Source organism: Nocardioides sp. YIM 152315 (assembly GCF_029210375.1).
In the GTDB taxonomy this organism is placed as follows: Bacteria; Actinomycetota; Actinomycetes; order Propionibacteriales; family Nocardioidaceae; genus Nocardioides.
In genome coordinates this window covers 1-20,629 of sequence record NZ_JARGER010000046.1, presented here as the reverse complement: position 1 = coordinate 20,629, position 20,629 = coordinate 1, and the positions used below count along the sequence as shown (strand labels likewise).

The following is a 20,629-nucleotide window of genomic DNA, read 5'->3' as shown; positions in this document are numbered from 1 at the left end:
TAGGCCGCGGATCCCGATCGGCGGGTACGGCGAGATCGCGTTCATCGCCCGCGGCAGGGCCAAGGTCGAGGCGCGCACGCGTTTCCGGGACTGGGACGGCCGGACGCGTCTCGTCCAGGCGACCGCGTCGTCACGGCCGGCGGCAGAGGTGGCGCTGAAGAAGAAGCTCACGCAGCGCAACGCCTTCCAGCCCGTCGACACGACGCTGACGCCGGACAGCCCGTTCCCGGCGCTCGTCGACTACTGGCTGGCCGACCTCGACCTCGAAGGCCGGATCGCGCCGGCGACCCGGTTCAACTACGAGCGCGACATGCGCAGGCTGGTCCTGCCGGCGTTCCAGGGCTTCACCCTGCGCGAGATCGGGGTCGCCCGCTGCGATGCCTTGCTCAAGCAGCTCGGCAACAGGTCGTACTCGTCGGCCAAGCGCGCTCGGACCGTGCTGCGTCAGTCGTTCGCGCTCGCGGTCAGGCACGAGGTGCTCCCGCGCAACCCGATCGACAACGTCTCCCGCCTCCACAAGCCGAAGCGCACACCCACCGCGCTGACCGCGGCGGAGGTCAACGCCATCCGCGCGGTGATCAAGGCATGGGAGTCCACAACGGGCACCTCCGGCCCGCATCCCGACGAACAGCTCGGCCAGGTCGTCGAGGTCATGCTTGGCACCTCCGCCCGGATCGGCGAGGTGTTGGCCATCCGCCGTCGCGACTTGGACCTGACGACGACTCCGGCGACGCTGAGGATCTGCGGCACGGTGATCTCCGAGCGTGGCAAGGGGACCTATCGCCAGGAGCATCCCAAGACCGACCGGGCGAACCGGGTCATCGCGCTGCCGAGCTTCACCGCCGAGGCCTTGCGTCGGCGGATGGCCATCATGCGGGACCACTCGCTCGATGCCTTGGTGTTCTGTAGCCGTGAGGGCACGCCGCTGACGACCGCGAACGTGCGCCGGCAGCTCCGCAAGGTCCTCGGCGAGGCTGGCATCGAGGGCGTCACGCCGCACATGTTCCGACGGACCGTCGCCACCGTGGTGAACGAGCAGGCAAGTCTCAACCTTGCCTCCGAGCTGCTCGGTCACACCGACCCGAAGGTGACTGTCGAGCACTACATCCGCCGCAACGAGCAGGTGAACCCGCTGACCGCCGAGCTCCTCGACCAGGCGTTCGCCCACAAGGACGACTAAATCGGTTCGTCGATGTCGGACCCCGTCCGTACGGTCAGGACCGGGTCGACCTGCTTGGGAAGGGATGACGATGGACGACCGGAATAAGGAGAGCCAGGAGACCTCAGAGCGGTTCTACGATCTGATCCGCGAGGCCGAGGCCAAGTCCTACGAGACCTGCGAGTGCTGTGGGCAGCCAGGCCGGCTCGCGCGGCGAGGCGGGCGCGGCTGGTACAAGACGCTCTGTCCAGCCTGTTCCGTGAAGATGAACTTCGAGTTCGTCGGGTCCGAAGAGTGAGTCGTGGTGAAGAAAGGCGCCTTGACGCTACCAATAACCGGGAGATATATTCCAGTTATGCGTAGCGATGGGCCGGCCTTGATGCCTGTGTTCCGTTCGCAGCATCAGGCTGAGCTGTTGATGTGGCTGCTGCTGCATCCTGAGCAGGAGTACGGCGTGACAGAGATGGCCGCGCGCCTCGGTGTGCCGCTTTCCACGCTGCACCGCGAGGTGATCCGCCTCGATGAGGCGGGCCTCCTCAGGAGCCGTACCCAGGGGCGGAATCGGCTGATCTGCGCTAACGTCGACCACCCGGCGGCGAAGGCACTGGCCCAACTCCTGGAGATCACCTTCGGTCCTCGGGCCGTGATTGCCGAGGAGTTCGCGATCGAGGGAGCCGAGCAGGTCGTGATCTTCGGTTCCTGGGCTGCCCGGTACGACGGTCAGGCAGGTCCGCCACCGCACGACATCGACGTACTCGTGGTGGGAAAGGTCGACCGTGCCGACCTCTACGACGCGGCCGACCGAGCGAACGCCCGGCTGGGGATCGAGGTCAACCCGGTCGTGCGCACGGCGCAGCAGTGGGCTGATCCGGAGGACGCGCTCGTCGCCCAGATCAAGGAGTCTGCGCACGTCACCGTCCTTGACTCGCGGGAGCAGGTGAGCTCCTGATGGCCCGCTGGATGCGCGGCGAGTCCGACGTCGAAGCGCTGCTCGCGGCGGGGGAGCTGCAGAAGCTGACCGGTGCCGCTGCCAACGGTGAGCGGCTCCTTGAGAAGGCGACCGTCACGTTGTCGACCGCGCGGTCAGCCGTCGCCACCGACCCCGACTCCGCGTTCGTCCTGGCCTACGATGCCGCACGTCAGGCGCTGACCGCCCTGCTCGCTCATCAAGGGCTGCGGCCGACGACGAAGGGTGGGCACTACGCCGTCGAGCGCGCCGTCCGTGCGCAGTTCGGTCCAGGCTTCCGGCAGTTCGGCGCCCTACGCCGACGTCGCAACGAGCTCGAGTATCCAGAGCGCCCCGGCGACGACGCCACGCGCGACGAGGCTGCCCAAGCGGTGGACAACGCGCAGGCGATCATTGCCGCGTCCCAAGGCCTCCTCGATCAGCTCGGCTTGTTCTGATCAGACCAGGCGATAGCGAGCCCGCACCCGCTCCCCCAGTTGCCTGCGTCGATCTCGCCGCGCACGAATGCGTCCTGGTCGCGCGGGTGGCGTCGCTGCTGCGGGAGCCCTCCAACTCGGATGACCGCCGAGCATCCTCGACGGTCCGCCTGCGCCGCTCGACATCGACCGCGTCCTGTCCGGCCACGACTCCGCCTCCCCGCTGCTTTGGCTCACGGGAGCCCAGCTCGATCGAACTCCTGCTGGAGTCGCGGACGCCGTCGGTGGGTCTCTCGAAGTTCGGCGACCAAGTCATCGACCCCCTCGGCGCGCTCGGATCCCGCAGCGAGCTTCCGCATCTTCGCGAGCCGCCGAGCGGCCAGCCGGTAATGCTGCGCCCCTGCCTCCGCCAGTTCGTTCTCGACCAGGCGCTGGTGGATCGGCAGCACAGCGAGCGGGTCGACCTTCTCGTAGGCCTTTACGAGCTCGCTCCACGTGTGGTCGCTGTCGAGCGCAAGCGAGTGCGCGAGGCTCCAGGCAAACTCGGGCTCCTTCAGCGTCAGGAGCGCGAAGAGCACTGCGTCGCTCGGGCTCGCCGCGAGCGTGGACACCACCTCGTCGCGATACTCGGACCACGCCTTGCCGGCGGCCTTGTGCAGCCGTGCCGCCGATGTCGAAGACGGCCACTTGCGGAACACCGAGAGCCGGGCCTCCAGAGCTTCGTCCGGCCGGTTGGCCTCCAGTAGGCCGCACCAGTAGTCCGCGGCCTTGCGCGACTGGTGCCCGCGGTCGAAGTCCGTGGCTTGCTTCGCCCAGTCGATGGCCAGATCGATCTCGCCGATCTCCTCGAACGCCTCCGCCGTGTCCTGCAGCCACGCCGCGACCGTGCGGTCCTTCGCATGGGTGCGGATGATCGCGTCGATGTCGTGATGGAGGACAGCGAGCCGCTGCGCGTTCCAGTCGAGTGTGAACCACGCGTGCGAGTGACCTGACGACCATCGCTCGTCCTCCGATGGGCGCGGCCCGAGCTTCGCCTCGACCTCCGCCAGGCGCTTCCTGTAGGCGGCCATGCCGACGTCGCCGAGCGCCGGCGCATAGGCCACCGGGTCGAGCTCGAAGTAGTCGACCTCGTCGTCGTCGAACTGGAACTTCATCATCCAGTCGATCAGCTTGCCGACCGGCGTCCTGGCTGAAGCCGCTGCGCGCGGGTGGAGATCGAGCAGCCTGCGGCAGGCGTCACCGATGATCCCGGCGGAGTCGTCCGCACGCGCGATCACCTTCAGCGAAGAGGCGAGCGCCTTGTGCGTGACCGTGTAGATCTCGGCGGGGTCTGTCGTCGGGATCGCCGCTTCGAGGATGTCGATCGCCTCGTGCATGTCCCGCCCGTGCGCGTTGGCCGCGCTGTAGCGGTAGAGGTCCGAGCGAGTGCGGATGAGGGGGAGTAGGGCGTCGGCCAGCGAGGTCACCCGCTCATTCTTCACGCTTCGAGCTTGCATCTCTGTGCTCGTTCGTCACGCCCGCCTTCACCTACGCACTCATCACCCCTGCCTCGTCCTCCGCCATCTCGATTCCGCCTTCCCGCCATCCCTACCGGCCAGATCTTCAACCGCTTCTTCGCTGTTACGCCTCTGGCAGATCGGGGTCAGAGGTGCTCGATCGTCACGCCGTCCCACCGCTCGGCGAGGTATTCGGCAACAAGACGACGGTGGCATTGGTGCGGTGTCGCCTCGCTGCAGAGCAACACAGCATTGTCGAGAGTTTCGGGCGGGATGACGTCCTCGACTCTCCGCTCGGTGATCAGGTCGACGAAGAGCCGTTCGTAGTCAGCCCAGCTTGCTCCGTGCTTCTTGTAGGAGTCGAGCATGGTCTGGGTAGGTGCGAGTCTGAGCTCGTGGCGATAGTCCATACCGCACAGTTCCTTGACGAAGAAGGCCAGATCATCGCGCTTGGCGAAGCCAGCGAGCTGCGAAACGTTGTTCAGCCGAACGTCGACAAGCTGGCCAGCGCCGGACTTCTGCAAGAGTCCGAAGAAGGTACTAGCGGACTTCTTGGTGAATCCGATGGTGTAGAGCTTCGTCATGCCTGCGCCTGAGTGGGCTCGTCGTGCGGAGTCACGTAGGCAATCCTCTGCTCCTGGCGGCTCAGTGCCTCCGCAAGGCGCTCGGCGGTTGTGTGGAACAGGTCGGGTTCGTCGAGATTGAACGCCGCCATCAGCCGCATCATGGCGTCGTCGTGTGACTCGAGGTGGCCGTCACCGTGAATGTGCTGGACGGGTGCTTGGTGATCAGCCAGCACGCGTGCAACGAGGACGGTGCGGTGGCAGTCCAGCGGATCCTGTTCAGCGCACATGACGGCAATGCGCTGGCTCTCGCGGCCAGTGAGCAGCCGCGCGATTCCGTCGCGAAACGATGATGTCTTGGCGAGACGCCCATACCGGACCTGACCGTCGACGTAGCAACTTGGATCGTCCGATCGGGCACCCAGTTCACGGCCCAGGAAGACGTACCGAATCCCGGCGGTCCGCAGGGCTCGCTTGAGGGGATCTCGATTGAACTGGGGAGTAAATCGGCTGGCCGGTACGGACCGTACGTCGGCGACGGCGGTGACGTCGTGCGCAGTCAGCAACGCCAGAAAGTGCTCGAGTTCGTGAGTCGAGTGTCCGACCGTGAGGATCGGGTTCACGTCAAGCTGCCTCCCTCCGCTCGCTCGCGCGTGATGACTGCCGCGATCAGTTTGTAACAGTAGCCGTCGTCGGCACGCTCACCGAGGCTCATGGTGAGGTAACACTCGCCAAGCGCATGCTCGCCATCGGCCTTCGCGAGGAACTCGCGTTCGACTAGCGGGTCGGTGACCCACACCCGGTACTCGGAGCCCGCATGCTCGAACCCGCCTGCACGCGCCGCTTGGGATTCCCGAAATCGGCGCCGGGGGCGAACACGCGGATCTTCAGCTCGTCGACCCTGATCAGACGTAATGAATAGTCGAAGCTATCCGCCGTGCTTGCCAGGACCCGGTCGCGCATCCCGAAGCGGGTGGATGGGTCGGTGCTCGGCCAGAGATCGTCAGCGGTGTCCTCGAGCTGAGGAAGATGCGCCCACGTGACCCTTCGCGTTCGAGCCCAGTACAGATCCGGATCCAACCTCCAGTTCTCAACCTGGTAGCCAACCGGGACAGGCTCAAGCAGCGGGACGTTGATGAGGTCGAGCACCTGGGGGTCCGAACCGTCCTCGTACTGCCGCTCGTATTCGGACACCTCGGCACCTGGGCGCGAGCTGACGGGGCGCACCCAGCCGGCTGGTCTTCCCCCAACTATCTCGATGCCTGCGATGCACCGACCGTTGCTCTTCTGTGAGTGCTTGCGCGAGTTCGCGAGGCAAACGATCTTCTTCACCTCCGGCATGTGGCCCTCAGTTCGGGTTGCTTTCGTCGCGAAGCTTGCGCCCGACGTGCCCGACGACGAGCTTCTTGGTTGCGTCGTCCTTGTACCAATAGATCCGAAGGATCGTCGGTGGGGCACCAACGCCCCCGCGGCATAGGTGAGGTCCCATCTGCACCGTGGTCCCGTTGTAGCTCACGGTGTAGTCATTCCCGTACTGCGTGGCGGCAGTTTGGGAAATGCCTGACCGGAAGTTCGAGTGGCGGCCATCGAACGCGGTCCGGAAGTCTCCACCCATCGTTCCAGAGGCCCATTGCTGCGCCACGTCCTGCAGCAGGAGGAGATCCCGAAGCACATCCTTTGGTGACCCGAACTGGCTCTCGTCTGCGCTCTCATAGGCCGACTGGGTGAATACAAGGTCGGGACATCGCGATGCTGCGATCTCCACTGCCTCACGAACGGTCTCGGGCTCGCGCTCATGCGGAGGTTCGACAGCGGCGATGCTCACGGTGGAGTCGCTAGCTCCGCCCGCGAGCGACTGCCACGCCTCCCGATGAGCGCTCTCCTGGCGAATGCGGAGTTCCCGCTCTTCCTCGAGGCTGAGTTCGAGTTCGGCGACGCGCTCCTCAAGTTCGGCTCGCCGCGCAGCCTCGGCTTCGAAGTCCCTACTGAAGATCTCGAACTCTTCGGCGGAGAGTCCGCCTGCAGCCTTCTCCTTGGCTTCCTGCTGGCGCTGCTGCCGCTCCTCCTGCTTCCTCCGAGCTTCCTCGGCGCCGCGCAGGACCTCTTCGCGACGCAATTCGCCCTCGAGTTGAGGAGGTCCGAGGAAGAGGCCCGCCGAGCGACCTAGACGTGCGGCCAGATCGTCGACGAAGGAATCGGAGTGCAAGTACCGACCACTCGGCATGAAGAGTGGATGAGAGTACGGCCTGGAGTCTCGGCGGAACCCGGGCCAGTACAGGCGGACGGCCCCGCCAAAGACGCTCCGGGTGGGCGTGATCGCATCAGAAACGCCGTACGTGGCAGCGGGCTCAACTGCCGCGACATGCGCGATACCAGCGAGGCGACGAGCCAGTTGCTCGGGTGCCACCGGCGCGGGTGTGCTCGGCTGGCGCGTGATGGCGACGACCGGTAGCCGGCGCTCTGGTGATTCGAGAAACTGGACATACGACCGGACCCCTGATTCCGACACTTGCCACCAGGAACCAAGTTCGCGCCCGTCGATTGTGAGCGTGAACTGCTCGCCAAGCGCCTGGATGAAGCGGGGAGCACCGACGCTGATGTTGGGGTCCATGACGATGCCGTCGACCTTGGGATCAAGGCCGATCCTGATGCGCAGCCAGGATGACCCGGATGCCTCGCCTAGCCAGGTCACGATTCGCCAGCTCCAGGGTCCGGCTGGGTCTGTGTGGGAGACCTCGAGTCGACGTAGCCGTCCTGCGTCACCGTCAAGCGTGACCCACTGGGCCTGCGCATTCCTTCCCTCGGCCTGCCCAGCACGCCAGTCGTCGATCTGGATGCCCAATCGCCCCTTGGCCCATCCGGCAACGACAGACCGGAACCCTTCGTCAGGGGTCATGTCCGATCCCGGTCGCGGTGCCACTGGGACGTGGGCGGCGTAGACGAATTGCATGGCAGGCCCTCCTTCCCTTCCGGAATCTAGTGCTGACCCCCGACGGATGTGGGCGGTTCGCTGCAGGCCGCCAATAGATGGGAGTGCCCGAGCACCTACCTCCTGCAAGGAGGTGTGCACGATGGTGGTGTCGCTGCGCAAGATGTCCGCCGGCCACGGCTACAAGTACCTGCTCAAGACGGTCGTCGTCGGCGACGGGGAGCGCGATCTCTCGACCCCGCTCACGCGCTACTACGCGGAGACCGGCACACCGCCGGGAAGGTGGATGGGCTCCGGAGTCGCCGACCTCGGACTCAAGGAAGGCACCGAGGTCACCCAGGCGCAGCTGGAGCTGCTGATCGGCCACGGTCGACACCCGGTCACCGGCGAGCAGCTCGGCCGGGCATACCCGGTCTACGGAACCACGAAGCAGAAGGCCGTGGCCGGCTTCGACTTCTCGTTCTCGATCCCGAAGTCGGCCAGCGTCCTGTGGGGCGTCGCCGACGCCGGCACGCAGGCGATCATCGCCAACGCCCACCACGACGCGATCCGGGACGTCTTCGACTTCATGGAGCGCGAGCTCGCTGCCACCCGCATGGGCGTCGGGACACCCGATGGCGCCGTCGCCCAGGTTGAGACCACCGGGTTCATCGCGACCGCCTACGACCACTGGGACTCCCGCGCCGGCGACCCCCACCTGCACACCCACGTCATCGTCAGCAACAAGACGCTCTCCGCGCTCGACCGCAAGTGGCGTTCTCTCGACAGCCGGGCGATGTACGCCTGGGCGGTGGCCGTGTCCGAGCTGCACCAGGCTGTCTTCGCTGACCACCTCACTCGCGCGCTCGGAGTCGGCTGGGAGCCGCGATCCCGCGGCCGAGACCGCAACCGCGAGTGGGTCATCGCGGGTGTCCCACAGTCGCTCTCGAAGCTGTTCTCAAGCAGAGCATCCGCGATCGACGCCGCGGCCGACGACCTCATCCAGCAGTACGTCGACAAGCATGGCCACCGACCGAGCCGCGCCGTCGTGCACAGAATCCGCAATCAGGCGAGCCTCGCGACTCGCCCGCCGAAGCAGTCACGATCTCTGGCCGAGCTCACCGATGTGTGGCGGCGCACCGCGTCGGCCGGTTTGAGCGAGGACGCCACCGCCTGGACGCGGGACCTCGCGAGCGACGCAGCACCGCGCACACTGCGCGCGGACGACGTACCGCTCGATCTCGTGGACGCACTCGCTTCCTCCGTCCTCGCCCAGGTCGAGGAGAAACGCTCCACGTGGCGCCGCGCCAACCTGTACGCCGAAGCCGCCCGGCAGACCATGTCGTGGCGCTTCGCGTCGACGACCGACCGCGAGGCGGTCACCGGGATGATCGTCGACGCCGCAGAGGCACGGTCGCTGCGTCTGACGCCGCCCGAGCTCGCGACCGTCCCGCCGGTCTTCACCCGGCGCGACGGGACCAGCGTCTTCCGACCGAGGCACTCCATGGTCTTCTCCTCCGAGCACCTGCTCGCAGCCGAGGACCGCCTGCTCGCCTTGGCCGACACGAGGACAGCTCCCACCGTGGACGTCGGACGCGTCGACCGCATTGCAGCCCGCCCCGTCAAAGGCCAGTTGCTCAGCTCGGACCAAGCGAACGCCATCGCCACCGTCGCGACGAGTGCCCGCCAACTCGACCTCCTGATCGGACCTGCCGGCGCCGGAAAGACCACCGCCATGCGCGCCCTCAGGGAGGCTTGGACGCAGCAACACGGACGCCGCAGTGTCGTCGGACTCGCCCCGAGCGCGGCCGCGGCACAGGTGCTCGCTGACGACCTCGGCATCCGGTGCGAGAACACCGCCAAGTGGCTCTTCGACCACGGCCGCGGCCACACGGCCTTCACCAAGGACCAGCTTGTGATCCTCGACGAGGCCTCGCTCGCGGGAACAGTGACCCTGGACCGTCTCACCGCGCATGCCGCAGATGTGGGCGCGAAGGTCCTGCTCGTCGGCGACTGGGCGCAGCTGAGCGCCGTCGAAGCCGGTGGCGCGTTCGGCATGCTCGCCGCCGCGCGCGACGACACAGCACAGCTACTCGACGTTCACCGCTTCCTCCATGAGTGGGAGAAGGGGGCTTCCATCGACTTGCGCCACGGACGGCCACAAGCCATCGACGCCTACGTCGCGAACGACCGCGTCGTTGAAGGCCACGGAGGCGAGGCCAAGGAGGCTGCGTACGACGCCTGGGCAGCGGACATTGCCGACGGCCGATCGAGCGTTCTCATAGCCGACATCGCCGAGACGGTGACGGACCTCAACCTCCGTGCCCGCGCGGACCGCCTGGTCCGAGGCGAGACGGATGCCGGCCGTGAGCTGTCGCTTGTCTCCGGAGCCGGGGTATCGATGGGCGACATCGTGATCACCCGCCGGAACGATCGTCGCCTCCGCACCTTGAGGAGCGGCTGGGTCCGCAACGGCGACCGATGGATCGTCAGGGACGCACGTCCCGACGGTTCACTCGTCGTTCGCCGCATTGATCGCCGCTTCGGCGGAGCGGTCGTGCTGCCCGCCTCGTACGTCGCCGAGCATGTCGACCTCGGTTACGCCGTCACCGCTCACCGTGCGCAGGGTCTGACGGTCGACACCGCTCACCTGGTGGTCGGAGACACCGCCACCCGAGAGAACTTCTACGTCGGCATGACGCGCGGGAGGGAGTCGAACATCGCGTACGTCGAGCTCGACCATGCCGACGAGGGTCACGATCATGGCCTGGATGCGCCAACCTCCCGCGAGGTCTTGCTCAAGGTACTGGCGAACGTCGGAGCGGAGGCATCGGCGCACCAGACGGTCGTCAGCGAGCACGAGGCGTGGGGCTCGATCGCGCAGCTGGCCGCTGAGTACGAAACGATCGCGGCGGCAGCGCAGCACGATCGTTGGGCTCAGCTCATCCGCACCTCTGGACTGAGTACGGAGCAGGCCGAGGAGACGATCGGGTCCGACGGTTTCGGCCCTCTCACCGCAGAGCTACGTCGTGCTGAGGCCAACGGCCACGCCGTCGAGACCCTGCTGTCGGTCGCGGTGGCCCGGCACGGTCTCGAGGACGCCGACGACATCGCATCGGTGCTTCGCCACCGCGTCGCTCTGATGGCCCGCGCGCCTGCCAGCCGCCGAGCCCCGCGCCCGCGGCTGATCGCTGGCCTGATCCCCGAGGCGCTCGGCCCCATGTCAGACGACATGCGCCGGGCTCTCGTTGAGCGCCGGGACCTCATCGAGCAGCGCGCGCGGAGCCTGGCTGGGGAGGCGATAAATGCGAACGAGGCATGGGTACGACGCCTCGTTGATCCGCCCATCGACCGGAAGGATCGGCAGCGTTGGGACCAAGCAGTACTCACGGTCGCCGCCTACCGTGACCGGTACCGTGTCCAAGGCCCTTCGCCCTTGGGCGCCCGAGCCGTTAGCGACACTCAGCGCATCGACCAAGCTCGGGCGCTGGCCGCAGTACGCCGCGTCGACCTGGCGGCTGTGGGGGTGCGGCACGATCCTGCCGCGTTGACGCTCTGAAGGCAGGGGCTCAGACGTCCTGCGCGTCGACGCCTCGGCTTTCCCATGCGCCGAACGTGGTGCCGTCGTCGGCGATCCACGAGATCCGGCCGTTGCACGATCGACCTTGGGCGATTGCGCCCGCCGTCGACGGGGAGCCGAACACGATGTCCTTCGCCACCCGACCGACGCCGTTCTCGACGACGATCGATCCGTCGGCGATCAGCTTGAGGTGCTGGGCCCGATACGCCTCGTACGCCTTGATAGTGCTGTCGGCCTTCCCGATGCCGTGCCAGTCGGCGACGACGGTGGACCCGGCGAGCATTGTGAACTCTCCATCGATCTGCTGCGCAGTGGCTGCCACGCCGAGCTTGCGGTTCGCCAGGTGGAAGCTCGGGGACACCAACTGTTCCTGCCGCGAAGCCGGAACGGCGACCGTCTCCCGGCCGCGGATCGCGTCGACGCCGAGGACCGGCAGGACGATCTGGAGCTGGTCAACGAAGTAGTCCATGTCTGACGCGTGGGCCTCTGGCAGTGCCTGTGGAGGCGGTGTTGTCCCGTTATCGAGGACAACACGCCCGGCCTGCAGCGCGAGCGAGATCAGCCGGGCCTCCAGGTATCGCCCGTGTGCCTTCGTCAGGTTCGCGTCCTTTGAGGTGATGACGACTGCCTTGCGCCAGAACTCCTTGTTCGCGTCGTGGTAGCGAAGGCGTGCCTTGAAGTCGTCCGTCTCGCCGATGTAGCAGCGTGTGCCGCCCTGCTCGTCCGGTCCGAGAAGCAGATACACGCATGTGCCGGCGAGTTCCGCTCGCCTGACGAGGGCACTCATCTCCGAACGCGGGGCGCTGATGACCTGGCCCGTCCAGTTCAGGATCTCGGCCGTCGTCAGCCCGCCTGGGGTGCCGTCGACGAGGAAGAGTTCGATGTGCTTGCCACTCACCCCGCGATGATCGCAGCCAGTCCCGACGCTTCCAGCAGTTCTGCTGGATTCGTCGGGTCTGGATGGAAGACTGCTCCGCGTGAGTGTGGCGAGCAAAGAGGCCGAGCGGGCAGAGCTTCATAAGACCATCTGGCGGATCGCCAACGACATGCGCGGCAGCGTGGACGGCTGGGACTTTAAGGCCTACGTCCTCGGGATGCTCTTCTACCGGTTCATTTCCGAGAATCTGACTGCCTACCTCAACGAGGCGGAGCACAAGGCGGGCCACGCGGACTTCGACTACCGGTACCTGTCCAACGCCGACGCCGAGCAAGCGCGGGCCGAGGTGGTGAACGAAAAGGGGTTCTTCATCCTGCCCCAAGACCTGTTCGCGAACGTTCGCGAGCGGGCTCGCAACGACGAGAACCTCAACGAGACGCTCTCCAGGGTCTTCACCAACATCGAGGCCTCCGCGGTCGGCGCCGACTCCGAAGGCGACATCAAGGGGCTGTTCGTCGACGTCGACGTCAACAGCGCCAAGCTGGGCCCGACCGTCGCGAAGCGCAATGAGAAGCTCGTGAAGCTCCTCGACGCCATCGGCGAGCTCAGTTTCGGCAACGGCGGCTTCACGCACAACACGATCGACGCGTTCGGCGACGCCTACGAGTACCTCATGGGCATGTACGCCGCCAACGCCGGCAAGTCCGGCGGCGAGTACTACACGCCCCAGGAGGTTTCCGAGCTCCTCGCCCGGATCACCGTGGTTGGCAAGACCGAGGTCAACAAGGTCTACGACCCGGCCTGTGGCTCGGGCTCGCTGCTGCTGAAGTTCAACAAGGTGTTGCCCGGCGGCGTCCGGAAGGGCTTCTTCGGTCAGGAGATCAACCTGACCACCTACAACCTGTGCCGGATCAACATGTTCCTGCACGACATCAACTACGAGCAGTTCGACATCGCCCACGGCGACACCCTGATCGATCCGGCGCACTGGGACGACGAGCCGTTCGAGGCGATCGTCTCCAATCCGCCCTACTCGACCAGGTGGGAGGGCGATGCGAATCCGCTGCTGATCAATGACGAGCGCTACGCCCCGGCCGGCGTGCTTGCACCGAAGTCGAAGGCGGACCTCGCCTTCACCATGCACATGCTGCACTGGCTCGCTGTCGACGGGACCGCGGCGATCGTCGAGTTCCCCGGTGTGCTCTACCGCGGAGGTGCCGAGGCCAAGATCCGCAAGTACCTGGTCGACAACAACTACGTCGACACCGTCATCCAGCTTCCCCCCGACCTCTTCTTCGGTACGACGATCGCGACCTGCATCATCGTGCTCAAGAAGTCGAAGACCGACAACAAGGTCCTGTTCATCGACGCCGCGGCCGAGTTCACCAGACAGGGCAACAAGAACAAGCTCACAGCAGACCACCAGAAGAAGATTCTCGACGCCTTCACGGCGCGGAAGGACGTCGCGCACTTCGCGACCTTGGTCGACCACGAAGCCATCGCGGAGAACGGCTACAACATCGCGGTCAGTTCCTACGTTGAAGCCCAGGACACCCGAGTTGCGACCGATATCAAGTCGCTCAACGCCGAGATCGCTCGGATTGTCGAGCGACAGGCTGCATTGCGCGGGGAGATCGACGCCATCGTCGCGGAGTTGGAGAGCGGTGTGCATGCGGCTCTCTGAGGTCTTGTCCAAGGCGCCTGCCACCGAAGACGTTCAAGTGGAGGGATTTCTCGGAACTCGCCGCATCCCATGGGGCCAGCACCGGTCGATCGAGGTGGGCAAGGTCGCTCTCAACTTCAACTGCAAGGCCTGTGGTGATGCACGCACCTTTATGTCGGGCGAGAAGCTCTCGTGCCTGGTGGTCGGCGAGCGAGTGGTGAGTATTGATGCCTGCCTCAAGTGCCCCCTGTGTGGCACCGCCGTCGAAGCCTGGTTCCTGGTGGTCTCGCGGGAGAGTTTGTATGACCAGGCGCCGGTGGTCAGGCTGGAGCGCTACGTCGAGAATCGGCGAGGCGTGGCCACCCGACTGGGCATCGGCACCGGCAGCTTCGACGACCTACTCGAGCGTGCAGAACTCGCCTACGAACAGGGCCTTGGTGCGGGCGCGATGGTGTACCTCCGCAAGATCTTCGAGACTCTGACCTACGAGGTCGCGGAGGTCGCGGGTATCGAAACGACCGGTCGAAGAGGGGGCTCGAAGCCGTTCCGGCCCCTACTTGAAGAAGTAGATCAGAAGCACAACATCATCCCGAGTGCATTCTCTCGTGATGGATACAAGTTGTTCAGCGAACTCAGCGGTGTGGTTCACGGAGATTCGAGCGAAGACGTCGCCTTGGACAAGTACCCGCACTGTCGCCGTCTCGTCATCGGTGTCATCAACAAGGTGGTCGAAGACACTGAAATGAAGACCGCAATAGACGCACTCGGATGGGACCTCAACAATCTGGATCTGCTAGACGGCGGGGAGCGGGCGTCATGAGCCGCGTCGACGACCTCATCGCGGAGCTTTGCCCTGCGGGCATCCCGCGCAAGGCGCTCGCGGAGGTCGGCGAGTTCGTGCGGGGAGGGGGCCTTCAGAAGAAGGACTTCGTCGAGCAGGGCTTCCCTTGCATCCACTACGGTCAGATCTACACCTTCTATGGCACGTCGACGACGACTACGAAATCATTCGTGAGCCCGGACCTAGCCGCCACCCTGAAGAAGGCGGAGCCAGGCGACCTCGTCATCACGACCACGAGCGAGAACATCGTGGACGTGTGCACTGCCGTGGCTTGGCTGGGTGACGAGCCGATCGCCATCGGCGGTCACTCATGCGTCTACCGACACACACTCGACCCGATGTACGTTGCCTACTACTTCCAGACCGAGGAGTTCGAGCTTCAGAAGCGGAAGTTCGTCACCGGCACCAAAGTCAAAGACATCAAGATCGCGGACATCGGGCGCATCGAAATTCCCGTGCCGCCACTGGCGCTTCAGCGCGAGATCGCGTCGATCCTCGATAGAATGGAGAGCCTCAAAGCCGAGCTTGAAGCCGAGCTTGAATACCGTTCCCTCCAGTATGCGTTTTATCGCGACCACCTTTTGGCCGGCCGCGAAGGGGTGGAGGTTCGGTGGGTTCCGATGGGGGAGGTCGGCGAGTTCACTCGTGGCCGCCGGTTCACGAAGAAGGACATTGTCGAGGATGGGGTGCCCTGCATCAACTTCGGCGAGATCTACACCCGCTACGGGGTCTTTGCGCACGAGGTCTTTTCGCACGTCAGGTCCGACTTGGCGTCGTCGCTGCGCTTCGCGGGCAAGGGCGACGTCGTGCTGACCGGTGTAAGTGAAACGGTAGAAGACATCTGCAAGGCGGTGGCGTGGCTGGGCGACGAGGATGTTGCTGTCCATGACGATTGCTTCCTCTACCGCCACACGATGAACCCGAAGTACGTGTCGTACTACCTCCAGACCCAGATGTTCCACGCAGAGAAGGCGAAGCACGTTGCTCGCGCCAAGGTGAAGCGGATCTCCAGCGAAAGTCTCGCCAAGCTGACGATCCCGGTGCCTTCGCGCGCTGAGCAGGAGCGGATCGTGGGGATCCTGGACAAGTTCGATGCCCTCGTGAACGACCTGTCCGTCGGCCTGCCGGCAGAGATCGCGGCTCGACGCGAACAGTACGAGCACTACCGCGACAAGTTGCTGACCTTCGAGGAAGCGGCATGACACAGGCGCCCGACTCCTCACTGCGCTACGAACCGATCGCGGTCTCCGACGAGTCGACGGTGGTCGCCGCGTACGTGCCCGACCCGACGAGCGCGCAGGGTTACCAGTCGGAGGCAGCTCTGGAGGATGAGTTCATCGCGCAGTTGCAAGCCCAGGCCTACGAGCGACTCACGATCACTTCGTCCGTCGATCTTGAGGCCAACCTCCGCCGGCAACTCGAGCTCCTCAACGATGTCACGTTCAGCGAAGCCGAGTGGAAATGGTTCTTCGCCAATCGAGTCGCGTCGAAGAACGAGGGCATCGTCGAGAAGACTGCGCGCATCCAGGAGGACCCGATCCAGGTCTTGCCCCGCGATGACGGCACGTCCAAGAACATCAAGCTGATCGACAAGTCGAACATCCACAACAACCGGCTCCAGGTGATCAACCAGTACGAGTCGGTGGGCGAGGGCGGCGGTGTCGAGCGGCAGCATCGCTATGACGTGACGATCCTGGTCAACGGCCTGCCGCTGGTGCACGTCGAGTTGAAGCGCCGCGGGGTACCGCTGAAGGAAGCGTTCAACCAGATCAACCGCTACCAGCGGGAGTCGTTCTGGTCCGACGCCGGGCTCTTCGAGTACGTCCAGCTCTTCGTGATCTCCAACGGCACGCACACCAAGTACTACGCCAACACCACGCGTGCCCGGCGGATCGCCGAGTCCGAGGGGGGCCGTCGCGGTAGGAAGCAGACGTCGAACACCTTCGAGTTCACGTCGTGGTGGACCGACGCCAGCAACAAGCGCATCGGGGATCTGACCGCGTTCACGAAGACGTTCTTCGCCAAGCACACGCTGCTCAACGTGTTGACGAAGTACTGCGTCTTCGACGTGTCCCGGACCCTGCTGGTCATGCGGCCCTACCAGATCGTCGCCGCCGAGCGAATCCTGCAGCGGGTGGTCACCTCGACCAACATGAAGCAGCTCGGCACGACTGCGGCCGGCGGCTACATCTGGCACACCACCGGGTCCGGCAAGACGCTAACGTCGTTTAAGACCGCGCAGCTCGCCTCGCGGATGGAGGGGGTCGACAAGGTCCTCTTCGTCGTCGACCGCAAGGACCTCGACTACCAGACGATGCTGGAGTACAACCGATTCGAGAAGGACTCGGTCAACGGCTCCAGGTCGACCGCCGAGCTCAAGCGGCAGCTGCAGAACCCGAACTCTCGGATCATCGTCACCACGATCCAGAAGCTCGCCCGGTTCATCGAGCAGAACCGAGGGCACGAGATCACCAGCGGACACGTCGTGCTGATCTTCGACGAGTGCCACCGCAGCCAGTTCGGCGGCATGGGCTCGGCGATCCGCAAAGCGTTCAAGCGCTACCACCTATTCGGCTTCACCGGGACGCCGATCTTCCCCGAGAACGCGACCGGCGCAAAGCTCGACACCACCGAGGCCGTCTTCGGCGACCGGCTGCACACCTACACGATCGTCGACGCCATCAACGACGGGAACGTGCTGCCCTTCCGCGTGTCCTACCAGAACACGGTCAAGGTCGCCGAGCACGTCAGCGACAAGGACGTCGAGGCGATCAACACCGAAGAGGTGATGCTCGCGCCCCAGCGGATCCGCCAGGTGGTCACCTACGTACTCGACCACTTCGACACCAAGACCATGCGCGGCCAGGGCTACAACCTCGGCGACAAGCGGGTCCGCGGCTTCAACTCCATGTTCGCCACCGCCTCGATCCCGGCACTCAAGGCCTACTACCTGGAGTTCGAGAAGCAGCAGGCGGCACGCCAGGCCACGGATCCCGCGTACCAGCCACTGAAGATCGCCACGATCTTCAGCTACAACGCGAACGAGGAGATCGAAGAGGGAGGCATCCTCGGCGACGAGGGCTTCGACACCGACGCGCTCGACGGCTCGTCACGTGACTTCCTCGAGAAGGCGATCGTCGACTACAACGCGACCTTCGGGACGTCATACGACACCTCGTCCGCGAAGTTCGAGAACTACTACAAGGACCTCGCGCGCAGGCTCAAGGACCGCGACGTCGACCTCGTCCTCGTCGTCAACATGTTCCTGACCGGGTTCGACGCGACCACACTCAACACGCTGTGGGTCGACAAGAACCTCAAGTCGCACGGGCTCATCCAGGCGTTCAGCCGCACGAACCGGATCCTGAACTCGGTCAAGGCCTACGGCAACATCGTCTGCTTCCGGAACCTCGAGTCGGCAGTCGACGACGCGCTCGCTCTCTTCGGCAACAGCGAAGCCCGCGGCGTCGTACTGCTCAAGCCCTACGCCGACTACCGCAGCGCGTACGAGAAGGCCGTCGGCGAGCTCGTGGAGTCCACGCCGCCGGGGGAGGAGCCGTTCGGCGAGGCCGCCGAGAAGCGCTTCGTGGTGCTGTTTGGCGAGATGCTCAAGCTGCGCAACGTCCTCACCTCCTTCGACGAGTTCGCCGAAGACGATGCCCTCTCGCCTCGTGACCTGCAGAACTACACCAGCATCTACAACGCCCTGTGGGAGAAGCACCGCAAGAGCGAGAAGAAGGAGAAGGAGTCGATCCTCGACGACGTCGTCTTCGAGATCGAGCTCGTCAAGCAGGTCGAAGTCAACATCGACTACATTCTCATGCTCGTCATGAAATGGCGCGAGGCCAAGGCTGCCGGTACCGAGCATGTGAACGACGTGGCCGAGATCCTGGACGCCGTCGACGCGAGCCCGACGCTACGCAACAAGCGCGACCTGATCGTGGCGTTCGTCGACTCGCAGTCGGTCAGCGACGACGTCGGCGACGACTGGCGGAAGTTCATCAGTGAGCGCCGGGACGCCGAGTTGGACGCACTGATCGCTGAGGAGACCCTCAAGCCAGAAGAGACCCGCGCCTTCGTCGCCAGTGCCTTCCGTGACGGCGCAGTGCCGACGACCGGCACCGCGGTCACGAAGATCCTGCCGCCGGCCTCGCGCTTCTCGAAGGACAACAACCACGCAGCCAAGAAGCAGCGGGTCCTGGGGAAGCTCGTCGAGTTCTTCGAGCGGTACGTCGGACTTATCTGATGGCCGCTCTGGACATCCATTCCGTCCTCGCGGCGTTGGCCGCCAAGAGGCCGTTGTTTCACTCCGAGGCCGACTTCCAGTTCGCGTTCGCCTGGCAGATCGGCGCCCTCCACGAGGTCGAGGTTCGCTTGGAGACGCATCCTCGTCCCCTCGTGAACCTCGACGTTCAGCTCGACTGGCCGGACGGAACCCACACCGCGATCGAGTTGAAGTACAAAACGCGGCTATGGGTGGGCGACGTGGCAGGAGAGCACTTCGCGCTCAAGGACCAGGGAGCGAACGACATCGGTGGCTACGACTTCCTCAAGGACGTCGAGCGCGTCGAGAAGTTCGTTGATGCCGCGCCGGGCTGGGACGGGTTCGCAGTGATGATCACTAACCTGCCGACGTACTGGAACCCCGCCGTCCACGGCCGAGAGACGAACGCCGATGGTTTCAGGCTGCATGAAGGGCGCACGGTCGGAGGCGAACTGAACTGGAGGCGGGTGGGCGGAACGCAAGCGCAGCGCCCGAAACCGATCCGGTTGCGAGACGCCTACACACTGCGCTGGACCGGGTACTCGCGCGTCGACTCCAGCCTGGCCGGAACCTTCCGCGCGCTCGTGGTGCCGGTGAGCACAGGCGCGCGACTTCCCGAGTGATCCGACCGAGCCGAGATCGCCTTGGCGAGGAGCCGCAGACCAGTGCTCTCCACAGAACGCTGACAACGAGGGGCTCATCGCCAGCACCTGGATCAGGGTCGTCACGTGCTTCTTGCCAACGCCCCGGTTCTGGCCGAGGCCCGGTCGTGCCTCGCGCCCCTCGCCGATGCCGCCACGACGGTCGACCGCTCGGCCGCCTACGAGCGGATTCTCATCGACCTTGACGTCCTCACTGGGGATGCGGGCCCGGCGACGTACCCGATCGTCGGAGTCGGACCCCAGAGCCTGGTCATGCGCGCCGAGTGCGCCTTGGCACGCCTACCGGCGTTCGCGGTCGACGCGGTCAGCGTGGACCTTCTGATCGATCGGCTTCACGGCTGTGGACCCGGTCCACAGCCGGCCTGATCTGCGGTGGCGCAGCCGGTGTACAACCGGGCTCCACGGCTCCGCGTCCGGCGCGGTGCCGGGGACTCACCGGGCCCGTGTGAGCTGGGGCGTCGTGACGGTTCCGCACCCGGTGCGGCTCCGTTGAATCAACAAAGCCGATGCGCGCCGCGAGGGACCTCGGCGCGGTCCCGGACCCGGTCCGGGACCGTGAGGTCTGCGCCGACGGCGGCGGTGGTGTTGAGTCACCACCACCGCGCAGCGTGCGTCCCGGTCGGCCCGCTTCCCGGTGCCGAGGAGTCCTCGGGACCGCGTCGCCCGGTTCCGGCGAGTCGCCGGACCGTGGGCCCCGTCGGCACCGCAGCGAACCGAGCCGAGTTGCTGCGGCCATCCCGAGAGGGTCATGCATCGAAGGTGCGCCTCCACAGAGGCGCTGTCAACCGCCGATTCCTGGCCGCCGTTGGCGACCACGAGCTAATGGAAGACGATGACAGACAGCAGCAGACAACCGGTGACAACCGCAGCTGAAAATTCTTCCGGCGGCGTCTCGCCATTCGACCGGCGGGCGGCGACTGCCCATCGAAATCCCATCGCGAAGAGCGCGATGAAGGCCGAGGCGACCGGAACCAACAGGTACAGTGGTGACGTCAGCAATAGGCCGATCTCCGTGTAGATCGAGTCAACCGGCGCTGACCGAAGACATTCCGAAGTAGCGGAAATCGGACCTGATCGTCCCAGAGGTCGCAGGTTCAAATCCTGCCCCCGCTACCAAACAAACCGGCCCTGACCAGCGGAAACGCTGGTCAGGGCCGGTTGCATTTGCCCCGAGTGTGCTGGTTCAGGACATCGGTCACACGTGTCTCACGACATCGTGGACGGATGTCTCAC

General features: G+C 65.3%; 17 protein-coding genes. 11 read left to right on the top strand and 6 right to left on the bottom strand.

What is annotated here, in order from left to right:
- The 4 genes from PZ894_RS22130 to PZ894_RS22115 all read left to right on the top strand — a co-directional run.
- The coding region (locus tag PZ894_RS22130; RefSeq protein WP_275748122.1) for a tyrosine-type recombinase/integrase at positions 1-1,180 on the top strand (1,180 nt) is incomplete at its 5' end.
- A gap of 64 nt (positions 1,181-1,244) precedes the next feature.
- Positions 1,245-1,457: a hypothetical protein gene (locus PZ894_RS22125; RefSeq protein ID WP_275748120.1), complete on the top strand. Its 213-nt coding sequence runs from the start codon at positions 1,245-1,247 to the stop codon at positions 1,455-1,457.
- A 57-nt stretch (positions 1,458-1,514) separates the two neighbouring features.
- Positions 1,515-2,108 (top strand): helix-turn-helix domain-containing protein, encoded by a 594-nt coding sequence (locus PZ894_RS22120; protein ID WP_275748118.1) that lies wholly within the window; start codon positions 1,515-1,517, stop codon positions 2,106-2,108.
- Entirely contained in the window at positions 2,108-2,563 is a 456-nt protein-coding gene (locus PZ894_RS22115) for a HEPN domain-containing protein (RefSeq protein ID WP_275748116.1), read from the top strand. The genes PZ894_RS22120 and PZ894_RS22115 overlap by 1 nt, the downstream gene beginning before the upstream one ends.
- 212 nt (positions 2,564-2,775) lie before the next feature.
- On the opposite strand, the gene PZ894_RS22110 is transcribed toward PZ894_RS22115, so the two are convergent.
- From PZ894_RS22110 to PZ894_RS22090, 5 genes are all read right to left on the bottom strand, one after another.
- On the bottom strand, positions 2,776-4,023 hold the full coding sequence (locus tag PZ894_RS22110; protein ID WP_275748114.1) for a DUF6880 family protein: 1,248 nt from the start codon (positions 4,021-4,023) through the stop codon (positions 2,776-2,778).
- Between the two features lie 161 nt (positions 4,024-4,184).
- Positions 4,185-4,622: a DUF488 domain-containing protein gene (locus tag PZ894_RS22105; RefSeq protein WP_275748113.1), complete on the bottom strand. Its 438-nt coding sequence runs from the start codon at positions 4,620-4,622 to the stop codon at positions 4,185-4,187.
- A complete protein-coding gene (locus tag PZ894_RS22100; protein WP_275748112.1) occupies positions 4,619-5,224 on the bottom strand; it encodes a DUF488 domain-containing protein in 606 nt (201 codons plus the stop codon). The genes PZ894_RS22105 and PZ894_RS22100 overlap by 4 nt, the downstream gene beginning before the upstream one ends.
- A gap of 154 nt (positions 5,225-5,378) precedes the next feature.
- Positions 5,379-5,942 carry a hypothetical protein gene (locus PZ894_RS22095; RefSeq protein ID WP_275748111.1) on the bottom strand — a complete coding sequence of 188 codons (564 nt, stop codon included), beginning with the start codon at positions 5,940-5,942 and terminating at the stop codon, positions 5,379-5,381.
- A 7-nt stretch (positions 5,943-5,949) separates the two neighbouring features.
- On the bottom strand, positions 5,950-7,551 hold the full coding sequence (locus PZ894_RS22090; protein ID WP_275748110.1) for a hypothetical protein: 1,602 nt from the start codon (positions 7,549-7,551) through the stop codon (positions 5,950-5,952).
- Positions 7,552-7,672: 121 nt separating this feature from the next.
- On the opposite strand from PZ894_RS22090, the gene mobF reads away from it, so the two are divergent.
- On the top strand, positions 7,673-11,068 hold the full coding sequence (mobF, locus tag PZ894_RS22085) for a MobF family relaxase (protein WP_275748108.1): 3,396 nt from the start codon (positions 7,673-7,675) through the stop codon (positions 11,066-11,068).
- 10 nt (positions 11,069-11,078) lie between these two features.
- On the opposite strand, the gene PZ894_RS22080 is transcribed toward mobF, so the two are convergent.
- On the bottom strand, positions 11,079-11,987 hold the full coding sequence (locus PZ894_RS22080; protein ID WP_275748107.1) for a GIY-YIG nuclease family protein: 909 nt from the start codon (positions 11,985-11,987) through the stop codon (positions 11,079-11,081).
- Between the two features lie 79 nt (positions 11,988-12,066).
- Here PZ894_RS22080 and PZ894_RS22075 point away from each other — a divergent pair, with 79 nt between their 5' ends.
- From PZ894_RS22075 to PZ894_RS22050, 6 genes are all read left to right on the top strand, one after another.
- A complete protein-coding gene (locus PZ894_RS22075; protein WP_275748106.1) occupies positions 12,067-13,650 on the top strand; it encodes a type I restriction-modification system subunit M in 1,584 nt (527 codons plus the stop codon).
- Positions 13,637-14,449 (top strand): hypothetical protein, encoded by an 813-nt coding sequence (locus PZ894_RS22070; RefSeq protein ID WP_275748105.1) that lies wholly within the window; start codon positions 13,637-13,639, stop codon positions 14,447-14,449. Before PZ894_RS22075 ends, PZ894_RS22070 begins: the two co-directional genes overlap by 14 nt.
- Positions 14,446-15,672 (top strand): restriction endonuclease subunit S, encoded by a 1,227-nt coding sequence (locus tag PZ894_RS22065; protein WP_275748104.1) that lies wholly within the window; start codon positions 14,446-14,448, stop codon positions 15,670-15,672. The genes PZ894_RS22070 and PZ894_RS22065 overlap by 4 nt, the downstream gene beginning before the upstream one ends.
- Positions 15,669-18,716, top strand: coding sequence for a type I restriction endonuclease subunit R (locus tag PZ894_RS22060; protein ID WP_275748103.1), 3,048 nt, complete (start codon positions 15,669-15,671; stop codon positions 18,714-18,716). The genes PZ894_RS22065 and PZ894_RS22060 overlap by 4 nt, the downstream gene beginning before the upstream one ends.
- Complete coding sequence (locus tag PZ894_RS22055; protein ID WP_275748102.1) at positions 18,716-19,357, top strand: hypothetical protein; 642 nt, start codon at positions 18,716-18,718, stop codon at positions 19,355-19,357. The genes PZ894_RS22060 and PZ894_RS22055 overlap by 1 nt, the downstream gene beginning before the upstream one ends.
- Positions 19,358-19,462: 105 nt before the next feature.
- A complete protein-coding gene (locus tag PZ894_RS22050) occupies positions 19,463-19,762 on the top strand; it encodes a hypothetical protein (protein ID WP_275748101.1) in 300 nt (99 codons plus the stop codon).
- The last annotated feature ends 867 nt before the right edge of the window (positions 19,763-20,629 follow it).

What these genes read in the sequence shown, in the direction of transcription:
- PZ894_RS22115 (WP_275748116.1), top strand. Translation starts at nt 2,108, where the DNA reads ATGGCCCGCTGGATGCGCGGCGAGTCCGACGTCGAAGCGCTGCTCGCG.
- PZ894_RS22095 (WP_275748111.1), bottom strand. Translation starts at nt 5,942, where the DNA reads ATGCCGGAGGTGAAGAAGATCGTTTGCCTCGCGAACTCGCGCAAGCAC.
- PZ894_RS22055 (WP_275748102.1), top strand. Translation starts at nt 18,716, where the DNA reads ATGGCCGCTCTGGACATCCATTCCGTCCTCGCGGCGTTGGCCGCCAAG.
- PZ894_RS22070 (WP_275748105.1), top strand. Translation starts at nt 13,637, where the DNA reads ATGCGGCTCTCTGAGGTCTTGTCCAAGGCGCCTGCCACCGAAGACGTT.
- PZ894_RS22120 (WP_275748118.1), top strand. Translation starts at nt 1,515, where the DNA reads ATGCGTAGCGATGGGCCGGCCTTGATGCCTGTGTTCCGTTCGCAGCAT.
- PZ894_RS22090 (WP_275748110.1), bottom strand. Translation starts at nt 7,551, where the DNA reads ATGCAATTCGTCTACGCCGCCCACGTCCCAGTGGCACCGCGACCGGGA.
- PZ894_RS22060 (WP_275748103.1), top strand. Translation starts at nt 15,669, where the DNA reads ATGACACAGGCGCCCGACTCCTCACTGCGCTACGAACCGATCGCGGTC.
- PZ894_RS22125 (WP_275748120.1), top strand. Translation starts at nt 1,245, where the DNA reads ATGACGATGGACGACCGGAATAAGGAGAGCCAGGAGACCTCAGAGCGG.
- PZ894_RS22065 (WP_275748104.1), top strand. Translation starts at nt 14,446, where the DNA reads ATGAGCCGCGTCGACGACCTCATCGCGGAGCTTTGCCCTGCGGGCATC.
- mobF (WP_275748108.1), top strand. Translation starts at nt 7,673, where the DNA reads ATGGTGGTGTCGCTGCGCAAGATGTCCGCCGGCCACGGCTACAAGTAC.
- PZ894_RS22105 (WP_275748113.1), bottom strand. Translation starts at nt 4,622, where the DNA reads ATGACGAAGCTCTACACCATCGGATTCACCAAGAAGTCCGCTAGTACC.